A 20,703-nucleotide genomic window follows, 5' to 3' on the forward strand; every position below is an offset into this window, starting at 1 on the left:
GGACAACACGCGCACAACCCCCGGAAGACACACGAACACAATCCCACATAACGGTCATATTTACTCCTAGTGTGACAGTGCTCCCGCGCATCCTGTCCACAGCGGTTGCGCATCTGTCCCGCTTCGGTTACTGGGAAGGACGGCTCCCGCCATGCCCGCAGACCTCGCCGTGATCGGACTCGGTTCCTACGGCCTGCCGCTCGCCCAGGCCGCCGTCTCCGCCGGCATTCCGACCATCGGGTACGCCACCGGGCCCGAGGCGGGCTCGCTCAGCCCCGCCGAGCTGCGCCGGATGCACGCGGCGGGCTTCCGGCCCGTCACCGACCCGGCCCAGCTCGGCCGGGTGCGCACCGCGGTGATCTGCGCACCCACCCCGCGCGGCGCCGACGGCGGGATCGACCTCGGCCAGGTGGAGTCGGCCGCCCGCACCCTCGCCGAGCGGCTGCGTCCGCACACCACGGTCATCCTGGAGTCGCCCGTCCTGCCCGGGACGACGGGCGAGTTCCTGCGGTCGCTGCTGGAGCGGGGCTCCGGTCTGCGCGCGGGCCGCGACTTCCACCTGGCCTACTCGCCCAGCCGGGTCGACCCCGGCAACCGCGACCGCACGCCGGCCGGCACGCCCAGGGTCATCGGCGGCCTCACCCCCGCCTGCACGGAGTCGGCCGCCGCGTTCTACGGCCGGCTCACCGACAAGGTCGTCCGCGCGCGCGGGCTGCGCGAGGCGGAGGCCGTGCAACTGCTGGAGACCAACTACCGGCACGTCAACATCGCGCTCGTCAACGAGATGGCCGTGCTCTGTCACGAGCTGGGCGTCGACCTGTGGGACGTCATCCGCTGCGCGGAGACCAAGCCCTTCGGCTTCCAGGCGTTCCGGCCGGGGCCGGGCGTCGGCGGCCACGGCGTCCCGCACGACCTGACCGGGCACGCGACCCGCACCCTGCGCATGGTGGAGCTGGCGCAGCAGGTCAACCACCGCATGCCCCGGTACGTCGTCCAGCGCGCCGCGGCCCTCCTCAACGAGCACGGCAAGTCCGCGCGCGGGGCTCGGGTGCTGCTGCTCGGCGTCACCTACAAGCCCGACCTCGCCGACCTGCAGAGCACGCCCGCCCAGGAGATCGCCGTCCGGCTGATGGAGTTCGGAGCCTCGGTGAGCTACCACGACCCCTACGTGCCCGCGTGGAACGTCCTGGACCGCCCGGTCCCGCGCGCGGACTCCCTGTACGAGGCGGCAGCCGACGCCGACCTGACGATCCTGCTCCAGCAGCACCGCACGTACGACCTCCAGGGCCTGTCGGTGAAGGCCCAGCTCCTGCTGGACACCCGGGGGGCCACGCCCACGGGGGCGGCGCATCGGTTGTGAGCAGGGGGCGCGTAGGTGGAGCGCGCCCCGCGGCCGGTGCGAAAGGGGCCGGTCACCCCGTAGGTGACCGGCCCCTTCGGGGTCGTGCGGATCAGCGGCGGTGCTGGGAGTCCGCCACCGTGACCTCGACGCGCTGGAACTCCTTCAGCTCGCTGTAGCCGGTGGTGGCCATGGCGCGGCGCAGGGCGCCGAAGAAGTTCATCGAGCCGTCCGGGGTGTGGGACGGTCCGGTGAGGATCTCCTCGATGGTGCCGACCGTGCCGAGGTCGACCTTCTTGCCGCGGGGCAGCTCCTCGTTGACCGCCTCCATGCCCCAGTGGTGGCCCTTGCCGGGCGCGTCCGTGCCCCGGGCCAGCGGGGAGCCCATCATCACGGAGTCGGCGCCGCAGGCGATCGCCTTCGGGAGGTCGCCGGACCAGCCGACGCCGCCGTCGGCGATCACGTGCACGTACCGGCCGCCGGACTCGTCCATGTAGTCACGGCGGGCCGCGGCCACGTCGGCGACCGCGGTGGCCATCGGGACCTGGATGCCCAGCACGTTGCGCGTGGTGTGCGCGGCGCCGCCGCCGAAGCCGACCAGGACGCCGGCCGCGCCGGTGCGCATCAGGTGCAGGGCGGCGGTGTAGGTGGCGCAGCCGCCGACGATCACCGGGACGTCCAGCTCGTAGATGAACTGCTTGAGGTTCAGCGGCTCGTGCGAGGACGACACGTGCTCCGCCGACACCGTCGTACCGCGGATGACGAAGATGTCCACGCCCGCGTCCACGACCGCCTTGGAGAACTGGGCGGTGCGCTGCGGGGAGAGCGCGGCGGCGGTGACCACGCCGGAGTCGCGCACCTCCTTGATGCGCGCCCCGATCAGCTCCTCCCTGATCGGCGCCGCGTAGATCTCCTGGAGCCGGCGGGTGGCCGTCTCGGCGTCCAGCCCGGCGATCTCGTCGAGCAGCGGCTGGGGGTCCTCGTGCCGCGTCCACAGGCCCTCGAGGTTGAGCACGCCGAGGCCGCCCAGCTCGCCGATGCGGATCGCGGTGGCCGGGGAGACGACCGAGTCCATGGGGGCGGCCAGGAAGGGCAGCTCGAAGCGGTAGGCGTCGATCTGCCAGGCGATCGAGACCTCCTTCGGGTCCCGCGTACGGCGGCTGGGGACGACGGCGATGTCGTCGAAGGCGTACGCCCGGCGGCCGCGCTTGCCGCGCCCGATCTCGATCTCAGTCACGTTGGTGGCCTTTCCCTATGCGTTGCAGCGCCTTCCAGTATCGCCGACAGGGACGACAAGGGCGGCCCCGGATGCCCCGGGACCGCCCTCGCGCTGCCGTCACGCTGCCGTCACGCGTGCGCGCGCGTCGCCGCGCGTGCTCACTTCCTGCTGTAGTTCGGCGCCTCGACCGTCATCTGGATGTCGTGCGGGTGGCTCTCCTTCAGGCCCGCCGAGGTGATCCGCACGAAGCGGCCCTTGGACTCCATCTCCTCGATGGTGGCGGCGCCCACGTAGCCCATGGTCTGGCGCAGGCCGCCGACGAGCTGGTGCAGCACGTTGGAGAGCGGGCCGCGGTAGGGCACCTGGCCCTCGACGCCCTCGGGCACGAGCTTGTCGTCGGAGGCGACCTCGGCCTGGAAGTAGCGGTCCTTCGAGTACGACCGGCCCTGGCCGCGGGACTGCATGGCGCCCAGCGAGCCCATGCCGCGGTACGACTTGAACTGCTTGCCGTTGATGAACAGCAGCTCGCCCGGCGACTCCTCGCAACCGGCGAGGAGGCTGCCCAGCATGACCGTGTCGGCACCGGCGGCGAGCGCCTTGCCGATGTCGCCGGAGTACTGCAGACCACCGTCGCCGATCAGCGGGATGCCCGCGGCGCGCGCCGCGAGGGAGGCCTCGTAGATGGCGGTGACCTGCGGGACGCCGATGCCGGCGACCACGCGGGTGGTGCAGATCGAGCCGGGACCGACGCCGACCTTGATGCCGTCGACACCGGCGTCGATGAGCGCCTGGGCGCCGTCGCGGGTGGCCACGTTGCCGCCGATCACGTCGACGTCCACGGCCGACTTGATCTTCGACATCCAGCTGAGCGCGTTGCTGTTGTGGCCGTGCGAGGTGTCGACGACCAGGAAGTCCACACCGGCCGCGGCCAGCGCCTGGGCGCGCTCCAGCGCCTCGGGGCTGGCGCCGACGGCGGCACCGACGAGCAGCCGGCCCTCGGCGTCCTTGGCGGCGTTCGGGTACTTCTCCGCCTTGACGAAGTCCTTGACCGTGATCAGGCCCTTGAGGACGCCCGCGTCGTCGACCAGCGGAAGCTTCTCGATCTTGTGCTTGCGCAGCAGCTCCATGGCGTCGGGCCCGGAGATGCCGACCTTGCCGGTGACCAGCGGCATGGGAGTCATGACCTCGCGCACCTGGCGCGTGCGGTCGCTCTCGAAGGCCATGTCGCGGTTGGTCACGATGCCCAGCAGCTTGCCGGCCGGGTCGGTGACCGGGACGCCGCTGATGCGGAACTTGGCGCAGAGCGCGTCCGCCTCGGCGAGCGTGGCCTCCGGGTGCACCGTGATCGGGTCGGTGACCATGCCGGACTCGGACCGCTTCACCAGGTCGACCTGGTTGACCTGGTCCTCGACGGACAGGTTGCGGTGCAGCACGCCGACGCCGCCGAGCCGGGCCATGGCGATGGCCATGCGGGACTCGGTCACCTTGTCCATCGCCGCGGACAGCAGCGGGATGTTGACCCGGACATTGCGGGAGATGCGGGACGAGGTGTCGACCGCGTTGGGGAGCACCTCGGATGCGCCCGGCAGCAGCAGCACGTCGTCGTAGGTCAGCCCGAGTGTCGCGAATTTACCGGGCACTCCGTCGACGTTTGCAGTCATGACACCTTCCCCAAATGGCCTTGATCGGTGCGGATGTCCATGCTAACGGGAAGCGTCGTCAGCAAATTCCACGGTACGGGGTCGCTTCAGGCTTCGTATGTTCGTACGGAAGCGGGAGCGCGACCGTTCAGAAGAGGGGCCGGGGTGCTCGTCCCCGGGGTGTCACTGCTCGGCGAGCGCGCGAAGGCGGCTCAGCGCGCGGTGCTGGGCCACCCGTACGGCGCCGGGTGACATTCCCAACATCTGCCCCGTCTCCTCCGCGGTCAAGCCTACGGCGATGCGCAGCAGGAGCAGTTCGCGCTGGTTCTCCGGGAGGTTGGCCAGCAGTTTCTTGGCCCACTCGGCGTCGCTGCTGAGCAGGGCGCGCTCCTCGGGGCCGAGGGAGTCGTCGGGGCGCTCCGGCATCTCGTCCGAGGGGACGACCGTGGAGCCGGGGTGGCGCATCGCGGCACGTTGCAGGTCGGCGACCTTGTGTGAGGCGATGGCGAAGACGAAGGCCTCGAAGGGGCGGCCGGTGTCGCGGTAGCGCGGCAGGGCGAGCAGGACCGCGACGCAGACCTCTTGGGCGAGGTCCTCGACGAAGTGGCGCGCGTCGCCGGGGAGCCGGGACAGCCGGGTGCGGCAGTAGCGCAGCGCGAGCGGGTGGACGTGCGCGAGCAGGTCGTGCGTGGCCTGCGCGTCCCCGTCGACGGCACGGTGCACGAGGGCACCGATCGCCCCGTGGGCCGTGCCCGCCTCGTCGTCGCGCATCGGTCCATGGTGCCCTGCGGCCGTGCGGCCCGTCGCATCGTGTTCGTGGTTGTGCACCGAAGCGTTATGAGCAGGTGCGCCGGCACTCATTCCCTGCGCCCTCCCCTTCCGCTCGACCGACTCGTCCCCGAGAGACTCCACATCTCAAGGATGCGGCATCCGCGGCGAAACGAGCACGGGGTGTCCGGCGGACAGTCGTACGCGGTCCGCGCCACCGCGTCCGGCGGTGCCGTGCGTCCGGCCCGCCGACGTCCCGACGCCGCGCCTCCCGACGGCCCCGGACAGCGCCGTCGCGGCCGGTCACGGTGCACCGGCGCGGGCACCGCGGGGAGCGGCCGTCCGGGACGTCCGCGCGCCGCTCCGTGCCAGGGCGCCCGGCCCGCACGGGTCACCGCGTGACGCATCCCATGTAGCTCCGGCCGGCTCGTCGCACGAGTCGTCACCCGGGTCGCCGTGCGACGCCTCGCACCGGCGACTCCGTGACGCCTCGCGCGCGTGCACGCGCTCGGAAGCCGTCCGGACTTCGCCCAGGGGTGGGTCGGGCCCGCCCCGGAAGCGGGTCGTGGCACCGGCACGGGGCACCCTCCGTTCCCGCCCGGGCCGGAAGGCCGGCGAGCGGCGTGTCTCAGGCATCCGCGGAGTGGCCGGGGCCGGTCCGCGAAAGCGCCTCACATCCACGTGCGCGGGCGACCGGGACAGCTCCCGGAGGTTCGCGCGGGCACAGACATCGCCGCACGGCGGTACGGCGGTACGCGGGGGCGACCGGGAGGGACGCCCCGGGGCGAGTGGTTCACTCGGCCCCGCGGGCCCGTCCGTCCTTGTGGCGTCGCGCGGTGTCCGTCCCGGCGGCCGGACCCGGACGCCTCGGCCGAGGCATGCCGCGCGCGTGCCCCGTGAGCGCCTGGACGCCGGGAGACCGCCCCGCTCCGGCGGGAGGAGGCGGACCGGCTTCCGGCCCGGCGGTGCGGCCGGTGCCGGATCGCCCCGCCTGCCCGGCGGGACGCGTCCTTCCTAGCGGACCAGGCCCCAGCGGAAGCCGAGGGCCACCGCGTGCGCCCGGTCCGAGGCGCCGAGCTTCTTGAACAGGCGGCGCGCGTGCGTCTTGACGGTGTCCTCGGAGAGGAACAGCTCGCGGCCGATCTCGGCGTTGGAGCGGCCGTGGCTCATGCCCTCGAGCACCTGGATCTCACGCGCGGTGAGCGTGGGCGCCGCGCCCATCTCGGCCGAGCGGAGGCGGCGCGGGGCCAGCCGCCAGGTCGGGTCGGCGAGGGCCTGGGTCACGGTGGCCCGCAGCTCCGCGCGCGAGGCGTCCTTGTGCAGGTAGCCCCGGGCGCCGGCGGCGACCGCGAGGGCCACGCCGTCCAGGTCCTCGGCCACCGTGAGCATGATGATGCGCGCGCCGGGATCGGCGGACAGCAGCCGGCGCACGGTCTCGACGCCGCCCAGGCCGGGCATGCGTACATCCATCAGGATGAGGTCGGAGCGGTCGGCGCCCCAGCGGCGGAGGACTTCCTCGCCGTTGGCCGCCGTCGTCACGCGCTCGACGCCGGGCACGGTCGCTACCGCGCGGCGGAGCGCCTCTCGGGCAAGCGGGGAGTCGTCGCAGACGAGGACGGATGTCATGACCGCCCTCCGCAGCTGATGCGCGTCACCTTGAGCCTCCAGGCTGGTACGGAATCGTCACCTGTGCGGTCGAACGTCTCGGACGCCTGCCCGAGCACTTGTGTTTTCAACCGCCTCCGCACTCTCAACGACGGTCACTCGAAAGAGTTACGGGGCCACCTGCCGTCTTCGGCACTCTACGTGAGGGAGCCGACACGGTGCAGACATGGCCGTCCGACCCTCAACTTTTCATCACAACCCGTGCCCCATTTAGCCGTTTTTGGTCCCGTTTCTCGGTGTCTGGAGCTAGATTCGCAATGAGTCATATTTTCATCTCCTTAGACCGGAGATGTACGGTCGTTGGCACCGTATCCGCCCAGAACGGCTACAAGGGGTCACGTAATGGCAGATTTCTCCCGCCTTCCCGGACCGAACGCGGACCTGTGGGACTGGCAGCTGCTGGCTGCCTGCCGCGGCGTGGACAGCTCGCTCTTCTTTCACCCTGAGGGCGAGCGCGGGGCGGCTCGGAGCGCTCGCGAGAACTCGGCCAAGGAGGTCTGCATGAGGTGCCCGGTCCGCGCGGAGTGCGCGGCACATGCCCTGGCGGTGCGCGAGCCGTACGGGGTCTGGGGCGGCCTGACCGAGGACGAGCGTGAGGAGTTGATGGGGCGGGCGCGCAACCGCTTGGTGGCGGCTTCTTCCACCGGCGGCGACCACGCCTCGCATCACTGAAGGAAACGTTTCTGCACCCACGGACCGCCGGGTGCTCTTCCGTACCGCCATTGGGCACGCCACGTGCGTGCCCAAGACCCTTGCCCGCGGCCCCGCCCCCGGGGCGCTCGTCAGGCGGCGCGTCCCGCCGCCCGGGCCAGCTGTTCCAGCGTCGCCGCCACGGCCGGCACCTGTGCCAGGTCGGGCAGGGTGAGGGCGACGATCTGACGCCGCACGACCGGCTCCAGCGCCACTGTGCGCACCCCCCTGGGCCGCACCGAGTCCACCGCGAGCTGCGGCAGGACGGCCACCCCGAGACCGGCGCCGACCAGGCCGACGACGGCCGGGTAGTCGTCCGTCGCGAAGTCGATGCGGGGCGTGAAGCCGGCGCCCTCGCACACCTCCACGAGCTGGCCCCGGCAGCGCGGGCAGCCCGCGATCCAGGGTTCCCGGGCCAGCTCGCCGATGGCAACGGACTCCGCGCGCGCGAGCCGGTGCCGCTCCGGCACGAGGGCCACGAGGCGGTCCACCAGCAGGGGGCGTACGACGAGGTCGTCCCAGTCCTCGGCCACCGCGGCCCCCTCGTAGCGGAAGGCCAGGGCCAGGTCGCAGTCGCCCTCGCGCAGCAGTCCGACGGACTTGGGGGGCTCGGCCTCCTCCAGGGAGACCCGGGTGCCGGGGTGGGCGGCGCGCAGGGCGGCCAGGGCGGTGGGGACCAGGGTGGAGCTGCCGCTCGGGAAGGAGACCAGACGGACCCGGCCGGCCCGCAGACCGGCGATGGCGGCGACCTCCTCCTCGGCGGCGGTGAGCCCCGCGAGGATCCCGGAGGCGTGTCTGACCAGGGCCTCGCCGGCCTGGGTGAGGCGCATCTCGCGGCCGGTGCGCACCAGCAGCGGGGTGCCGACGGAGGTCTCCAGGGCCTTCATCTGCTGGCTGACGGCCGGCTGGGTGCAGCCCAGTTCCCGCCCCGCCGCGGAGAAGGAGCCGGTGGTGGCGACGGCGCGCAGGACGCGGAGATGACGGGCCTCGATCACCCGTCAAGCATAAGCCCGGCTTGGGTACGGCGGCCAATATTGCGTCGACGCTTTGGGAACCGGTCCCGTACCGTTCGGGCATGAAGGTTCTCTCGCTCAACGTCGGCCGCCCGCGGCCGGTGCCGTACACCGACCAGCCCGAGGGCGTGACGGGCATCGACAAGCAGCCGGTCGACCAGCCGGTGCGGGTGGCGGCGCCCGGGCCCAAGGGCGTCGGCGCGAGCGGCGTCGCCGGGGACGCGGTGTGCGACACGCGTCATCACGGGGGCGACGACCAGGCCGTGTACGCCTACGCGCGCGAGGACCTCGACGCGTGGGAGCGCGAACTGGGCCGGGCGCTGCCCAGCGGTTGCTTCGGCGAGAACCTCACGACCGAGGGTCTGGACGTCTCCGGGGCGCTGATCGGCGAGCGCTGGAGAATCGGTTCCGGGCTGGTTCTGGAGGTCACCTCGGGGCGGATCCCGTGCCGTACGTTTCAGGGCCATCTGGGCGAGCGGGGCTGGGTGAAGAGGTTCACCCGGAAGGGCGTGACCGGTGCCTACCTGCGGGTGATCGAACCGGGTGAGATACGGGCGGGCGATCCGATCGAGATCGTGCACCGGCCGGACCACGCGGTGACGGCGGCGCTGCAGTTCCGCGCGGTCACCACCGAGCGGAACCTGCTGCCGGGGTTGCTCGTGGCGGGCGCCGCCCTGCACGCCGAGACGCTGGCCGCGGCCCGCAGGTACATGGCCGCTCAGGCCCGCTGAGAAGGCGTCACGAGGGAGCGGACGCTGTCGGTCCGGGTCACTACCCTTGGGCCATGACAACGGCTCTGATTACGGGATCGACCGCGGGAATCGGTGCCGCGTTCGCGCGGCGGCTGGCGGCTGACGGGCATGACCTCGTCCTGGTCGCCCGGGACACCACACGGCTGCACGAGCAGGCGACCGAGCTGCACGACCGGCACGGCGTCGAGGTGGAGGTGCTGACCGCCGACCTCGCCGAGGACAAGGGCATCGAGACGGTGGCCGACCGGCTCGGGGACCGCAAGAAGCCGGTCGACCTGCTGATCAACAACGCCGGCTTCGGCAACAAGGGCCGCTACCTGGACGTCTCCATGACCGACGAGCTGCGGATGCTCAAGGTGCACTGCGAGGCGGTGCTGCGGCTGACGTCCGCGGCGTCCGCGGCGATGCGCGAGCGCGGTCGCGGCGGGGTGGTGAACGTCGCCTCGGTGGCGGCCTTCCTGCCGCGGGGCACGTACGGCGCGTCGAAGGCGTGGGTCGTGCAGTTCACCCAGGGCGCGGCCAAGGACCTGGCCGGTTCGGGCGTCCGCCTGATGGCGCTGTGCCCGGGCTTCGTGCGCACCGAGTTCCACCAGCGGGCCGGGATGGGCACGGACAACATCCCGGGCTGGATGTGGCTGGACGCGGACAAGCTGGTCGCGGCGGCGCTCGCGGACCTCGCGCGCGGGAAGTCGCTGTCGATCCCGGACCCGCGCTACAAGGCGCTGATGGGTCTGGTGAAGGTCGCCCCGCGCGGGCTCATGGGCGGCATCAGCTCGCGGACGGGGCGCAAGTACGGCCCCCAGTAGGACGGGTGGTGCCGCCGCTCCGGTGGGAAAATGGTCGGGTCGGTACCGGACCAGGGGGGCCGGAGGCGGTGGGACATGACCTTCGTACAGCTCATCGAGTGCAGGACGAGCCGGCTGGACGAGATGAACCGGCTCTTGGACGACTGGGTCACGCAGAGCAAAGGACGGCGTACGGCGACGCACGCGGTCGTCGGCAAGGACCGCTCGGACGCGTCGCACATCGTCGAGGTGGTGGAGTTCCCGTCGTACGAGGAGGCGATGCGGAACTCGAACCTGCCGGAGACCGGCAAGATCTTCCAGGACATGGTCGCGCTGTGCGACGAGATGCCGACGTTCACGGACCTGGACGTCGTCAGGGACGAGCAGTTGGGCCTCGATGCCGTACGGCGGCTCTTCGCGGCCCTGGAGAGCGAGGGCGAGCTGCCGCCGCTCAACGACCTGCTGGACGAGGACATCCACAGCCACGACCCGGTGAACCCGCAGGACACCATCGGCCTGGACGGCGTCCGCGCCGAGTACCGGATGTGGCGCGGCGCGTTCGACTTCGCCTTCATCGTCGACGACGTGCTGGCCCAGGGCGACCAGGCCTGCGCCCGCTGGACCTGGCACGCGACCCACAAGGGCGACTTCCTGGGCATCCCGGCGACCGGCCGCCAGGTCACCATGACCGGCATGACCCTCTTCCGCTTCGGCCCCCACGGCAAGATCACCGAAATCTGGTGGCAGGACGATCAGCTGGGGCTGATGCAGCAGCTCGGGGCGCTGGACGAGCTGGAGCGGTAGGACGGGACCGGACGGCCGGTGCCCGGCACCCCCGAGGGGGTGCCGGGCACCGGCTGTTCGGCTGGGGTCGGCGCGAGACTAGTGGGAGTGGCCGTGACCGTGGCCGTGGCCCGCCTCGGCCGGCTCCTCTTCCTTCTTCTCGACGACCAGGGTCTCGGTCGTCAGGAGGAGGGAGGCGATGGAGGCGGCGTTCTCCAGGGCGGAGCGGGTGACCTTGACCGGGTCGATGACGCCGGCCTTGACCAGGTCGCCGTACTCGCCGGTGGCGGCGTTGTAGCCGTTGCCCTTGTCGAGCTCGGCCACCTTGGAGACGATCACGTAGCCCTCGAGGCCGGCGTTCTCGGCGATCCAGCGCAGCGGCTCGACGGCGGCGCGGCGGACGACCGCGACACCCGTGGCCTCGTCGCCGGTCTTGTCGAGGTTGCCCTCGAGGACCTTGACGGCGTGGACCAGAGCGGAGCCACCACCGGAGACGATGCCCTCCTCGACCGCGGCGCGGGTCGCGGAGATGGCGTCCTCCAGACGGTGCTTCTTCTCCTTCAGCTCCACCTCGGTGGCGGCGCCGACCTTGATCACGCACACGCCGCCGGCCAGCTTCGCGAGGCGCTCCTGGAGCTTCTCGCGGTCCCAGTCGGAGTCGGTGTTCTCGATCTCGGCCTTGATCTGGCCGATGCGGCCCGCGACGTCGGCGGAGTCGCCGCCGCCGTCGACGATCGTGGTGTCGTCCTTGGTGACGGTCACGCGGCGGGCGGAGCCCAGCACGTCGAGGCCGACCTGGTCGAGCTTGAGGCCGACCTCCTCGGAGATGACGGTGCCGCCGGTGAGGGTGGCGATGTCCTGCAGCATGGCCTTGCGGCGGTCACCGAAGCCCGGGGCCTTCACCGCGACGGCGTTGAAGGTGCCGCGGATCTTGTTGACGACCAGGGTCGACAGGGCCTCGCCCTCGACGTCCTCGGCGATGATCAGCAGGGGCTTGGAGGCGCCGGCCTGGATGACCTTCTCCAGCAGCGGCAGCAGGTCCTGGATGGAGCTGACCTTGCCCTGGTTGATGAGGATGTAGGGGTCGTCGAGGACGGCCTCCATGCGCTCCTGGTCCGTGACGAAGTACGGCGACAGGTAGCCCTTGTCGAAGGCCATGCCCTCGGTGAAGTCCAGCTCCAGACCGAAGGTGTTGGACTCCTCGACGGTGATGACACCGTCCTTGCCGACCTTGTCCATCGCCTCGGCGATCAGCTCGCCGACCTGCTGGTCCTGGGCGGACAGCGCGGCCACGGCGGCGATGTCGGACTTCTCGTCGATCGGGCGGGCCGAGGCGAGGAGCTCGTCGGAGACGGCCTTGACCGCGGCGTCGATGCCCTTCTTGAGGGCGGCCGGGGAGGCGCCGGCGGCGACGTTCTTCAGGCCCTCGCGCACCAGCGCCTGGGCGAGCACCGTGGCGGTGGTGGTGCCGTCACCAGCGATGTCGTTGGTCTTGGTCGCCACCTCCTTCACCAGCTGCGCGCCGAGGTTCTCGTACGGGTCGTCGATCTCGACCTCACGGGCGATCGTGACACCGTCGTTGGTGATGGTGGGGGCGCCGAACTTCTTGTCGATGACGACGTTGCGGCCCTTGGGGCCGATCGTCACCTTCACCGTGTCGGCCAGCTTGTTGACGCCGCGCTCAAGGGCGCGACGGGCGTCCTCGTCGAACTTCAGAATCTTCGCCATGACAGCGGAAGCCCTCTCGGAAATCTGTGGGTGTAAAGACGACTGCGCCCCGGGCGCCCGGCTTCGTTATCGGTCGCGGGGGCCAGGGGCGCAGGTCAAGAGCAAAAGGTGCTCGAGGTGACTACTTCTCGATGATCGCGAGGACGTCGCGAGCCGAGAGGACGAGGTACTCCTCGCCGTTGTACTTCACCTCGGTGCCGCCGTACTTGCTGTACAGGACGACGTCGCCGACCTTGACGTCGAGCGGAAGGCGCTCGCCGTTCTCGAAACGGCCCGGGCCCACGGCGAGGACGGCGCCCTCCTGGGGCTTCTCCTTCGCGGTGTCCGGGATGACCAGGCCAGAGGCGGTGGTCTGCTCGGCGTCGAGCGGCTGGACCACGATGCGGTCCTCGAGCGGCTTGATGGCAACCTTGGAGCTGGTGGTCGTCACGATCCGACCTCCCCCTTCGGAGATCTCACGGGGTTAACTGTCTGAGGTGGCGACCAGGTGGATCCGTCGTCGCGGGTGCCGGACCTGCCCGTCGCGTATTTGGCACTCTCCAGGGGGGAGTGCCAAAGCCGAGACTATGACCGGGGTTAGCACTCGGTCAAGCGGAGTGCCAATTACGGCGGCGCGTCGTGGATCATCGGCCCCGGCCGGCCCCCGGAGTGCCGGGCGTCCTACAGGTAGTCCTCGAGGCGTCCCACGGTCAGGCCCCGGGCCTGCGCCTCGCGCAGCAGGCGGCGCGTGCGCTCCTTGAAGTCGGGGCCCGTGGCCTCGTCGGGGCCGACGAGGACGATGTCGCCGGGCCCCAGGCGGTGGGCGCCCCTGGCGTAGGTGATGCCGTCGGAGGTCATGGCGGCGCGCCACAGCACGAGCGCGGAGACGCCGCAGTCGGCGGCGGCGCGCAGGGTCGTGGTGTCGTACGTGCCGTAGGGCGGGCGGAAGAGGCGGGGGCGCAGGCCGAAACGGGACCTCAGCTTCTCCTGCTGGCCGCAGATCTCCGCGCGCTGCCCGGCGTACGGCAGTCCGGCCATCGCCGGATGGTCCAGGGTGTGGTTCTCGATGCCGGCGCCCACCGCGCGCAGCCGGGCGAAGTGGCCGTAGCCCGGGCCCACGACGCTGTCGGTCAGGAAGAAGCTGACCGGCAGCCGCAGGTCGCGGACCATGTCGACGAAGCGCGGGTCCCGTTCGGCGCCGTCGTCGTAGGTGAGGAAGACGACCTTGTCGGAGGTGGCGACGCGGTGCACCACCCGGAGCGGCGAGGTGCCCGGGCGCTGGGCCGTCAGCGGCCGGGCCGGGTGGCTGGGCGGCGCGGCGAGCGGGGCGGCCAGGCCCCACCGGCGGTAGACCTGGTCCCCGGCCGGGCTCGACGCCCGTACCCCCTGGGCCGCGCGCTTGCCCAGGCGTTCGATGGGGTCGACGGACTGGGCGCAGCCGGCGAGCAGGAGGACCGAGGCGAGGGCGGCACCCAGCGCGGCGGCCGGACCGGCCCGCGGCGCGCCGGTCCCGGACCGCCCGGCCCGCGCCCCACCACGCCCACCGTCGCGCCCGGCCCGCGCACCACCACGCCCACCGTCGCGCCCGGCCCGCACGCCACCAGGCCCACGGTCGCGCCCACCGCCGCGCTCGTCGCCAGAGACCCACCCCCGCCACGACACCGGCCCAGGCCGCGGCTTCGGCCCCGGCCCGGGTGCCGGCTCCGGCGTGGCGGACCCGGTACGCCGGTGCCGCCGGGCCCGCGGGGCTCGTAGGACCCGCGGGGCCCGCCCGTCACCCCCCGTCGGCCCCCCGCGCCTCACAGGTAGTCCTCCAGGCGCGCCACGGCGTACCCGTCACGCGTGACCTTGTTCAGGAAGCGGCGCATGTCGTCGACCATCGTGCCGTTCCAGTCGTTGCGGCCGCGGAAGTGGGTGAGCACGATGTCGCCGGGGTGCAGGCTGCGGTCGTCGTCGCGGTACTCCCAGTGGTCGACGAAGACCTCCTCGTCCCAGATGGGCGCGTATTTGATCCCGCAGGACTTGGCGGCGCGCAGGGTGTCGCCGTTGTAGTCGCCGTAGGGCGGCCGGAAGACCGTCGGCGCCTTGCCGAACTGCTTCTTCATGATGGCCTGCATGCCGCAGATCTCGTCCTTCTGCTCCTCGTAGGAGAGACCGGGCAGGTAGGGATGGGTGAGGGTGTGGTTGTTGAGGGTGTGGCCCTCGGCCTGCATCCTGCGGAAGTAGCCGTAGTCGTTCTTGACGAGGTAGTTGCTGAGGAACGCCGAGTACGGGACCTTCAGGTCGCTCATCATGCGCAGGAAGTCCGGGTCCTTGTCGTCACCGTCGTCGATGGTGAGGAACACGACCTTCTGCCTGGTCGGAACGGTGGTGAAGACCGGGGGCAGGTTCTCCTCCTGCTGGCCGTCCACCTCGAAGCCGGCGCGTGGGGTGATCCTCGGCCTGACGGCCGGCGGGGCCGGCGGCGTGAGCGGCACCTGGTCCAGGTTCCAGCGCCGGGCGGCGGCGACCAGGCGCTCGTGCTCGGCGGCGAGGCGCGCCCGGGGGTCCGTGGGGCGGTCGGGGCCGCCCTGGCCGGGCTGCCGGCCGGGGGCGCCCCCGGAGCCGGAGTCCGTGCCCGGGGCGGAGCAGCCGGAGGCGACGGCGGCGCAGGCCAGGGCGGCCAGCCCGCTGCGGAGGACGACTCGCTGGAGCCGTGCCCGAAATTTGTCATTTTGTACTACGACTCGCATGGTGCCGGATCCTCGCAGGCCGCGGCGCCGAACCCGGGCCGACACCGCCGCCCGCAAGCGCACCGTCCACCGACTGGCCCACAATGACCCGGTGAACGACCTCGCCCTCCTCCTCACCCCCGAAGGCCGCGCCCTCCTCGACGAGGTGCGCGACACCGACCCCGCACGGGAGCTGTCCGTCGCCACCCGGCTGCGCCGCGAGCACCCGGCCGACCTGGTGTCGGCGGCGCTCGGACAGGCCCGGCTGCGGCAGCGGGCGGCCGCGAAGTTCGGGGCCGGGGACGCGGGGCGGATGTTCTTCACGCCGAACGGGGTCGAGCAGTCGACCCGGGCGAGCGTGGCGGCGTACCGGGCGGACCGGATGAAGGACCTGGGCGTGACCTCGGTCGCCGACCTGTGCTGCGGGATCGGCGGCGACGCGATCGCGCTGGCCCGGGCCGGCATCCGGGTGCTGGCCGTGGACCGGGACCCGCTGGCGGCGGCCGCGGCGCGGGCGAACGCGGCGGCGCTGGGGCTCGACGGGCTGATCGAGGTGCGCGAGGCGGACGTCACGGAGGTGAGCACCCAGGGGTACGACGCCGTGTTCGTGGACCCCGCGCGGCGCGGCGGGCGGGGCCGGATCTTCGACCCCGAGGCCTACTCACCGCCCCTGTCGTGGGCGGTGGAGACGGCGCTCGGCGCTCCCCGCGCCGCGCTGAAGATCGCGCCCGGCATCCCGCACGAGGCGATCCCCGCCGAGGCGGAGGCCGAGTGGATCTCGGACGGCGGGGACGTGAAAGAGGCCGTGCTGTGGTTCGGGGCCGGCGCGCCGGGCACTGTGCGGGCCACGCTGCTGCCGGGCCCGCGCACCCTGCCGGGACGCGGCCTGCCCGACCCGGAGGTGCGGCCGGTGGGGCGGTACCTGTACGAGCCCGACGGCGCCGTCATCCGCGCCCACCTGGTCGCCGAGGTGGCCGAGGAGGTCGGCGGCGGCCTCCTCGACGCGACGATCGCGTACGTCACCGCCGACGCGCTGCGCCCGACGCCGTACGCCACCGCCTACGAGATCACGGACCGGCTCCCGTTCAACGTGAAGCGGCTGAAGGCCCTGCTGCGGGAGCGCGAGGTGGGCGTCCTGACGGTGAAGAAGCGGGGCTCGGCGGTCGAGCCGGAGGAACTGCGCAGGAAGGTCAGGCCCCAGGGCCCGAACTCCGCCACGGTCTTCCTCACCCGTGTCGCGGGCGCCCCCACCATGCTGCTCGGCCACCCGGCCCGCTGACACACGCGCCCGCTCAGCCGTCGCCGGCGGCCCGGCTCAGCAGGAGCGCGCGTTCGCGTGCGTTGCGGGTCAGGGACGCCGCGCGGGCGAACTCCGCGCGGGCCTCCGCCGTGCGGCCCAGCCGGGTCAGCAGGTCGCCGCGCACGCTGGGGAGCAGGTGGTAGTCGCGCAGGGCGGGTTCCGCCGCGAGCGCGTCCACCAGCCGCAGGCCCTCGGCGGGGCCGTCGGTCATCGACACGGCGACGGCCCGGTTGAGCTCGACGACCGGGGACGGGGAGCGGGCCGCGAGCAGCCCGTACAGGGTGGCGATGGTCCGCCAGTCGGTCTCCTCGTAGGTGTACGCGTGCGCGTGACAGGCGGCGATGGCGGCCTGGAGGCCGTAGGGGCCGGGAGCGCCGGTGCCGGTGGCGTCGGCGCGGGCGAGGGCCTGCACGCCGCGGGCGATGAGCATGCGGTTCCAGCGGCGCCGGTTCTGGTCCTTCAGCAGCACCGGTGTGCCGTCGGGGCCGGTGCGGGCCGCGGCGCGGGAGGCCTGGAACTCCAGCAGCGCGGTCAGCCCGTGCACCTCGGGCTCCTTGGGCATCAGCGTGGACAGCACCCGGGCCAGGCGCAGCGCGTCCTCGCACAGCCCGGGCCGCAGCAGGTCGTCGCCCGCGGTGGCCGCGTACCCCTCGTTGAAGATCAGGTAGATGACGTCCAGGACCGAGCCCAGGCGGGCCTCGCGGTCGGGGCCGTAGGGCACCTCGAAGGCGACGTTCCTGGTCGCCAGGGTGCGCTTGGCGCGGACGACGCGCTGGGCGACCGTGGGCTCCGGGACGAGGAAGGCACGGGCGATCTCGGCCGTGGTCAGGCCGCCGAGCAGCCGCAGGGTGAGCGCGGTGCGGGCCTCCGGGGACAGCACCGGATGGCAGGTGGTGAAGACGAGCCGCAGCAGGTCGTCGTCGATGTCCTCGGGGTCGGCGGGCTCCTCGGGCGGGGCGGTGGTCTCCAGGTCCCGGCCGATCTCGGCGAGCTTGCGGGCGTACGTCTCGCGGCGCCGGACGAGGTCGACGGCGCGGTGCCGGGCGGTGGCCATGAGCCAGGCGCCGGGGTTGCCGGGCACGCCGTCCCGGGGCCACTGTTCCATCGCCGCGACGAGCGCGTCCTGCGCCAGTTCCTCGGCGATGCCGACGTCCCGCACGATGCGGGCGACGCCGGCGACGATCCGCGGGGACTCCAGGCGGAAGACGGTCTCGATCGCGTGCGCCGCGGTGGGCTGTGATTCCACAGCCCACCATGCAACACCCCCGGGCGGCCGTGCGCCAGGGAGACCTCAGCCCTCCGCGATCTCCCGGACCTCGCAGGTGACGGTCCAGAACTCCTCGTGGACCTGCAGGAAGCGCTTGGTCCACTCCAAGGCCTCGGCCTTGTCCTTGCACTGCATGATCGCGTAGCCGCCGATGACCTCCTTGGACTCTGTGAAGGGTCCGTCGGTGACCGAGATCCGGCCGCCCTCCCAGTGCACGCGGGTGCCCTGCGCCGTGGGAGTGAGGCCGGCGGTGTCGAGCATGACGCCGGCCTTGGTGATCTCCTCGATCAGCTCGCCCATCCGCCGCATCAGCTCCTCGCTGGGGCCCTCGGCGGGGGCGGAGTTCTCGTCGATGCGGATGAGGGACAGGTAGCGGGGCATGGTGGCTCCTCCGGTCGGGGCGGCGGGGCCTTGTCCCCGCCGCTCACCCATGCGTCGAACGGGAGACACCCGGATCGACACGTCCCCGGAGAATCCCCAGAAATATTTTTCCGGGGTCCGGCACACCGCGTCCCGCGTGCCGCCGGCCCCTTACTTCAGCTCGAACCCGAACCCCGCCTTCGCGTACGGCGCGCCCACCGCCTTCCCGCCGAACGCGAGCGCCGCGCCGGTCACCACGCCCGACGACTGTCCGCGCAGCACCCAGACCGTGCCGTTCCCGCCGTCCTCGTAGGGTGCGGCGGCGGCAAGGTCGGCGTGCCGGTCGCCGCTGATGTCGAGCAGCCGGACGGCGTACCCGAAGCCGTCGTACGGCTCGGCGCTGCCGGGAACCCCCGCGGTGTTCTGCGTGAAGGCCTGGGCGCCGGTGCCGGTCAGCCCGGAGCGGCCGCCGCGCAGCACGTCGACGACGCCCTCGCCCGTGTTCTCGCCCGGCGCGCCGACCGCCACGTCGGCGATGCCGTCGCCGGTGATGTCACCGACGGCGATCGAGGCGCCGAACCTGTCACCCTCCTCCGTGGCGCCGGGGACGCCGGGCGTGTTCTGCGTGTACGTCCGCCAGGTGTCCCTGTCGCCCAGCCCGGAGGGCGAGCCGTACGCCACCGAGATGCGCTCGTCCTCCGAGAAGGCGGTGACCAGGTCGTCGTAGCCGTCGCCGTCGAGGTCGCCGATCGCGGCCGGGCCGTCGCCGCCGGGGTAGTCGGTGACCCGGGTGAGTCCGGAGGGGCCGCTGACGTACACCTCGACGCAGTGGCTGCCGTCGCCGCAGTAGGAGGTCAGGGCCAGGTCGGTGCGGCCGTCGCCGTTGAGGTCGCCGGTGACGCCGTCGTGGACGTCGAGGTACCGCAGGTAATCGGGGTCGAGCGGGGTCTTGCCGGCCGGGGTGCCGGTGCGCTTGAGCGGACCCTTCCAGAGGGTGGCGGTGGTGCCGATCGGGTCGTCGCCGGTGGCGAAGCCGCTGCGGAACACGGCGAGGTCGAGGCGTCCGTCGCCGTCGAAGTCGCCGGTCTGGGTGTTCGTGGCGCGGATCGACGTACCGCCGGACAGCCCGTGCGGGCCGCCCCAGACCACGACCGCGTCGGCGGACGAGGAGGCGGTGCCGACGACGAGGTCCGCGCGGCCGTCGCCGTCGAGGTCGCCCTTGGACACCTGCAGGCCGAACTTCTGGTTCTTGGCCGGGCTGCCGGGAATCCCGGCCGTGGCCCTGCTGATGATCGTGCGGTGGCTCGTGGACAGCCCGTGCGGACCGCCGTACATCACGGCGACGTAGCCCGCCCCGGACTGTCCGCCGACCGTCCCGTTCGGGGCGCCGACAGCCAGGTCGGCGTATCCGTCGCCGTTGAAGTCGTCGCGGACGGGTGCGACGCCCCCGGACGCGGACGCCGGGGGCGCGACGACGCCGAGCGAGGCCATGCCCAGCACCAGGGGAACCGCCCAACGGGCGTGCGAACGTACGGAGAACACCACTAGACCCTCTCGTTGCCGTGACTCGAACACGGTAACGAGACTCCCCCGCAAGGACTTTGGTTGTAGACGTCAGCGCAGTGACGCCCACAACCGGCCGGCAGCCGGCTCCCTCGCCACCACCCGGTTGCGGTCGGAGGGTGCCGTCAGCCACGGCATCACCACCGTGCGCACCCGGTCGGCCGTCAGGCCCTTCAGGCTCCGCCCGAGGCTGGACAGTTCGCCCAGGGAGTCCAGGCCGGTGTCGGTGGTGAGGCCGGCGGTGGCGGCGTCGGCGACCTTGTAGAGCCGGGCGGGATCGGTGAGCAGGCTGGTCCGCGCCATCTGCGCGAGCAGGGCTTTGACGAGTTTCTGCTGGAGTCCTATGCGGCCGAGGTCGCTGCGGTCGCCCACGCCGTACCGGGTGCGGGCGAGGGCGAGCGCGCGGGTGCCGTTCAGGTGGTGGGTGCCGGCCTTGAGATGCAGCCGGCTTTTGTCGTCGTCGATGTCCTGGGCGGTGGTGATGTCGACCCCGCCGAGCGCGTCCACCAGCTTGGCGAAGCCCGAGAAGTCGACCTCCATGTAGTGGTCCATGCGGACGCCGGTGATCGACTCGACGGTCTTCACCGCGCACACCGGTCCGCCCAGCGCGTAGGCGGTGTTGAACATGACCTGGTGGGCCACCGCGCTGGAGCCGCCGGACGGCAGCGGGCAGGAGGGGCGGGTGACCAGGGTGTCGCGCGGGATGCTGACGACCGTCGCCGAGGTCCGCCCGGCGTCGATGTGCACGACCATCGCCGTGTCGGAGCGGGCGCCGGTGCTGTCACCCCCGCCGAGCTTCCTGTTGGCCTTGCCGCTGCGCGAGTCGGAGCCGAGGACCAGGATGTTCAGGGCCCCGGTGGGCAGCGGCGCGGCGGGGGCCGAGGCGCTCGCCGAGGGGGTGACCACCGCCCTGGCCGGGCGGTCGCCGCCGAGCGCGCCGTCGATGTCGACGCTTGTGATGTTGTGGTCCAGGTGCCAGTACGCGTATCCGGCGGCGGCCGTGCCCAGCACCAGGGCGCCCGCCAGGACGAGACCGGCGGCCTTCAGCACGCGCGACCGCCGGCCCGTCCGTCTGCCCGCTTCGCCTTGCTCCTCTTTTCGCGTCACGGGCAGGAACGTAAGTCCGAATTATTAGCGGACT

19 protein-coding genes are annotated in these 20,703 nt (G+C 72.4%); 6 read left to right on the top strand and 13 right to left on the bottom strand.

Annotation, left to right across the window (positions count from 1 at the left end):
- The first annotated feature begins 151 nt into the window (after positions 1–151).
- On the top strand, positions 152–1,360 hold the full coding sequence (locus PV343_RS32530) for a nucleotide sugar dehydrogenase (RefSeq protein ID WP_319150638.1): 1,209 nt from the start codon (positions 152–154) through the stop codon (positions 1,358–1,360).
- Between the two features lie 91 nt (positions 1,361–1,451).
- On the opposite strand, the gene PV343_RS32535 is transcribed toward PV343_RS32530, so the two are convergent.
- From PV343_RS32535 to PV343_RS32550, 4 genes are all read right to left on the bottom strand, one after another.
- Positions 1,452–2,576: a GuaB3 family IMP dehydrogenase-related protein gene (locus PV343_RS32535; protein ID WP_319150639.1), complete on the bottom strand. Its 1,125-nt coding sequence runs from the start codon at positions 2,574–2,576 to the stop codon at positions 1,452–1,454.
- 140 nt (positions 2,577–2,716) lie between these two features.
- Positions 2,717–4,219: an IMP dehydrogenase gene (guaB, locus tag PV343_RS32540; protein ID WP_319150640.1), complete on the bottom strand. Its 1,503-nt coding sequence runs from the start codon at positions 4,217–4,219 to the stop codon at positions 2,717–2,719.
- Between the two features lie 162 nt (positions 4,220–4,381).
- Positions 4,382–4,969 carry a sigma-70 family RNA polymerase sigma factor gene (locus PV343_RS32545; protein ID WP_317444923.1) on the bottom strand — a complete coding sequence of 196 codons (588 nt, stop codon included), beginning with the start codon at positions 4,967–4,969 and terminating at the stop codon, positions 4,382–4,384.
- Between the two features lie 1,011 nt (positions 4,970–5,980).
- Entirely contained in the window at positions 5,981–6,592 is a 612-nt protein-coding gene (locus tag PV343_RS32550) for a response regulator transcription factor (protein ID WP_003948568.1), read from the bottom strand.
- 381 nt (positions 6,593–6,973) lie between these two features.
- On the opposite strand from PV343_RS32550, the gene PV343_RS32555 reads away from it, so the two are divergent.
- Positions 6,974–7,303 carry a WhiB family transcriptional regulator gene (locus tag PV343_RS32555; RefSeq protein WP_319150641.1) on the top strand — a complete coding sequence of 110 codons (330 nt, stop codon included), beginning with the start codon at positions 6,974–6,976 and terminating at the stop codon, positions 7,301–7,303.
- Between the two features lie 110 nt (positions 7,304–7,413).
- Here PV343_RS32555 and PV343_RS32560 read toward each other — a convergent pair whose 3' ends face one another.
- The gene (locus tag PV343_RS32560; RefSeq protein WP_319150642.1) at positions 7,414–8,316 is read right to left on the bottom strand and encodes a LysR family transcriptional regulator; all 903 of its coding nucleotides are present in this window, start codon (positions 8,314–8,316) and stop codon (positions 7,414–7,416) included.
- Between the two features lie 80 nt (positions 8,317–8,396).
- Here PV343_RS32560 and PV343_RS32565 point away from each other — a divergent pair, with 80 nt between their 5' ends.
- The 3 genes from PV343_RS32565 (at position 8,397) to PV343_RS32575 (ending at position 10,675) form a co-directional block, all read left to right on the top strand.
- Positions 8,397–9,065 carry an MOSC domain-containing protein gene (locus PV343_RS32565; RefSeq protein WP_319150643.1) on the top strand — a complete coding sequence of 223 codons (669 nt, stop codon included), beginning with the start codon at positions 8,397–8,399 and terminating at the stop codon, positions 9,063–9,065.
- Between the two features lie 53 nt (positions 9,066–9,118).
- A complete protein-coding gene (locus PV343_RS32570; RefSeq protein WP_319150644.1) occupies positions 9,119–9,892 on the top strand; it encodes an SDR family NAD(P)-dependent oxidoreductase in 774 nt (257 codons plus the stop codon).
- Between the two features lie 75 nt (positions 9,893–9,967).
- Positions 9,968–10,675, top strand: coding sequence for an ester cyclase (locus tag PV343_RS32575; protein WP_319150645.1), 708 nt, complete (start codon positions 9,968–9,970; stop codon positions 10,673–10,675).
- 78 nt (positions 10,676–10,753) lie between these two features.
- On the opposite strand, the gene groL is transcribed toward PV343_RS32575, so the two are convergent.
- The 4 genes from groL to PV343_RS32595 form a co-directional block, all read right to left on the bottom strand.
- The gene (groL, locus tag PV343_RS32580; protein WP_319150646.1) at positions 10,754–12,382 is read right to left on the bottom strand and encodes a chaperonin GroEL; all 1,629 of its coding nucleotides are present in this window, start codon (positions 12,380–12,382) and stop codon (positions 10,754–10,756) included.
- Between the two features lie 121 nt (positions 12,383–12,503).
- Positions 12,504–12,812, bottom strand: coding sequence for a co-chaperone GroES (groES, locus tag PV343_RS32585; protein WP_020132158.1), 309 nt, complete (start codon positions 12,810–12,812; stop codon positions 12,504–12,506).
- Positions 12,813–13,042: 230 nt separating this feature from the next.
- On the bottom strand, positions 13,043–13,837 hold the full coding sequence (locus PV343_RS32590) for a polysaccharide deacetylase family protein (RefSeq protein WP_319150671.1): 795 nt from the start codon (positions 13,835–13,837) through the stop codon (positions 13,043–13,045).
- Between the two features lie 323 nt (positions 13,838–14,160).
- Positions 14,161–15,093: a polysaccharide deacetylase family protein gene (locus PV343_RS32595; protein ID WP_319150647.1), complete on the bottom strand. Its 933-nt coding sequence runs from the start codon at positions 15,091–15,093 to the stop codon at positions 14,161–14,163.
- Between the two features lie 91 nt (positions 15,094–15,184).
- Here PV343_RS32595 and PV343_RS32600 point away from each other — a divergent pair, with 91 nt between their 5' ends.
- Positions 15,185–16,351, top strand: a complete 1,167-nt coding sequence (locus tag PV343_RS32600) for a THUMP-like domain-containing protein (RefSeq protein ID WP_319150648.1) — start codon at positions 15,185–15,187, stop codon at positions 16,349–16,351.
- A gap of 13 nt (positions 16,352–16,364) precedes the next feature.
- On the opposite strand, the gene PV343_RS32605 is transcribed toward PV343_RS32600, so the two are convergent.
- The 4 genes from PV343_RS32605 to PV343_RS32620 form a co-directional block, all read right to left on the bottom strand.
- Entirely contained in the window at positions 16,365–17,618 is a 1,254-nt protein-coding gene (locus PV343_RS32605) for an RNA polymerase sigma factor (protein ID WP_319150649.1), read from the bottom strand.
- 45 nt (positions 17,619–17,663) lie between these two features.
- Complete coding sequence (locus PV343_RS32610; protein ID WP_317444912.1) at positions 17,664–18,020, bottom strand: YciI family protein; 357 nt, start codon at positions 18,018–18,020, stop codon at positions 17,664–17,666.
- A gap of 150 nt (positions 18,021–18,170) precedes the next feature.
- On the bottom strand, positions 18,171–19,541 hold the full coding sequence (locus tag PV343_RS32615; protein WP_319150650.1) for an FG-GAP-like repeat-containing protein: 1,371 nt from the start codon (positions 19,539–19,541) through the stop codon (positions 18,171–18,173).
- 72 nt (positions 19,542–19,613) lie between these two features.
- Positions 19,614–20,669 (bottom strand): LCP family protein, encoded by a 1,056-nt coding sequence (locus tag PV343_RS32620; RefSeq protein WP_319150651.1) that lies wholly within the window; start codon positions 20,667–20,669, stop codon positions 19,614–19,616.
- Positions 20,670–20,703: the final 34 nt, after the last annotated feature.

Origin of the sequence: Streptomyces sp. WI03-4A, from assembly GCF_033792105.1 — a bacterium.
In the GTDB taxonomy this organism is placed as follows: Bacteria; Actinomycetota; Actinomycetes; order Streptomycetales; family Streptomycetaceae; genus Streptomyces; species Streptomyces collinus_A.

Coding starts and splice junctions, on each gene's coding strand:
- PV343_RS32555 (WP_319150641.1), top strand. CDS start 6,974: ATGGCAGATTTCTCCCGCCTTCCCGGACCGAACGCGGACCTGTGGGAC.
- PV343_RS32545 (WP_317444923.1), bottom strand. CDS start 4,969: ATGCGCGACGACGAGGCGGGCACGGCCCACGGGGCGATCGGTGCCCTC.
- PV343_RS32565 (WP_319150643.1), top strand. CDS start 8,397: ATGAAGGTTCTCTCGCTCAACGTCGGCCGCCCGCGGCCGGTGCCGTAC.
- PV343_RS32575 (WP_319150645.1), top strand. CDS start 9,968: ATGACCTTCGTACAGCTCATCGAGTGCAGGACGAGCCGGCTGGACGAG.
- PV343_RS32595 (WP_319150647.1), bottom strand. CDS start 15,093: ATGCGAGTCGTAGTACAAAATGACAAATTTCGGGCACGGCTCCAGCGA.
- PV343_RS32550 (WP_003948568.1), bottom strand. CDS start 6,592: ATGACATCCGTCCTCGTCTGCGACGACTCCCCGCTTGCCCGAGAGGCG.
- PV343_RS32570 (WP_319150644.1), top strand. CDS start 9,119: ATGACAACGGCTCTGATTACGGGATCGACCGCGGGAATCGGTGCCGCG.
- PV343_RS32610 (WP_317444912.1), bottom strand. CDS start 18,020: ATGCCCCGCTACCTGTCCCTCATCCGCATCGACGAGAACTCCGCCCCC.
- guaB (WP_319150640.1), bottom strand. CDS start 4,219: ATGACTGCAAACGTCGACGGAGTGCCCGGTAAATTCGCGACACTCGGG.
- PV343_RS32530 (WP_319150638.1), top strand. CDS start 152: ATGCCCGCAGACCTCGCCGTGATCGGACTCGGTTCCTACGGCCTGCCG.
- groL (WP_319150646.1), bottom strand. CDS start 12,382: ATGGCGAAGATTCTGAAGTTCGACGAGGACGCCCGTCGCGCCCTTGAG.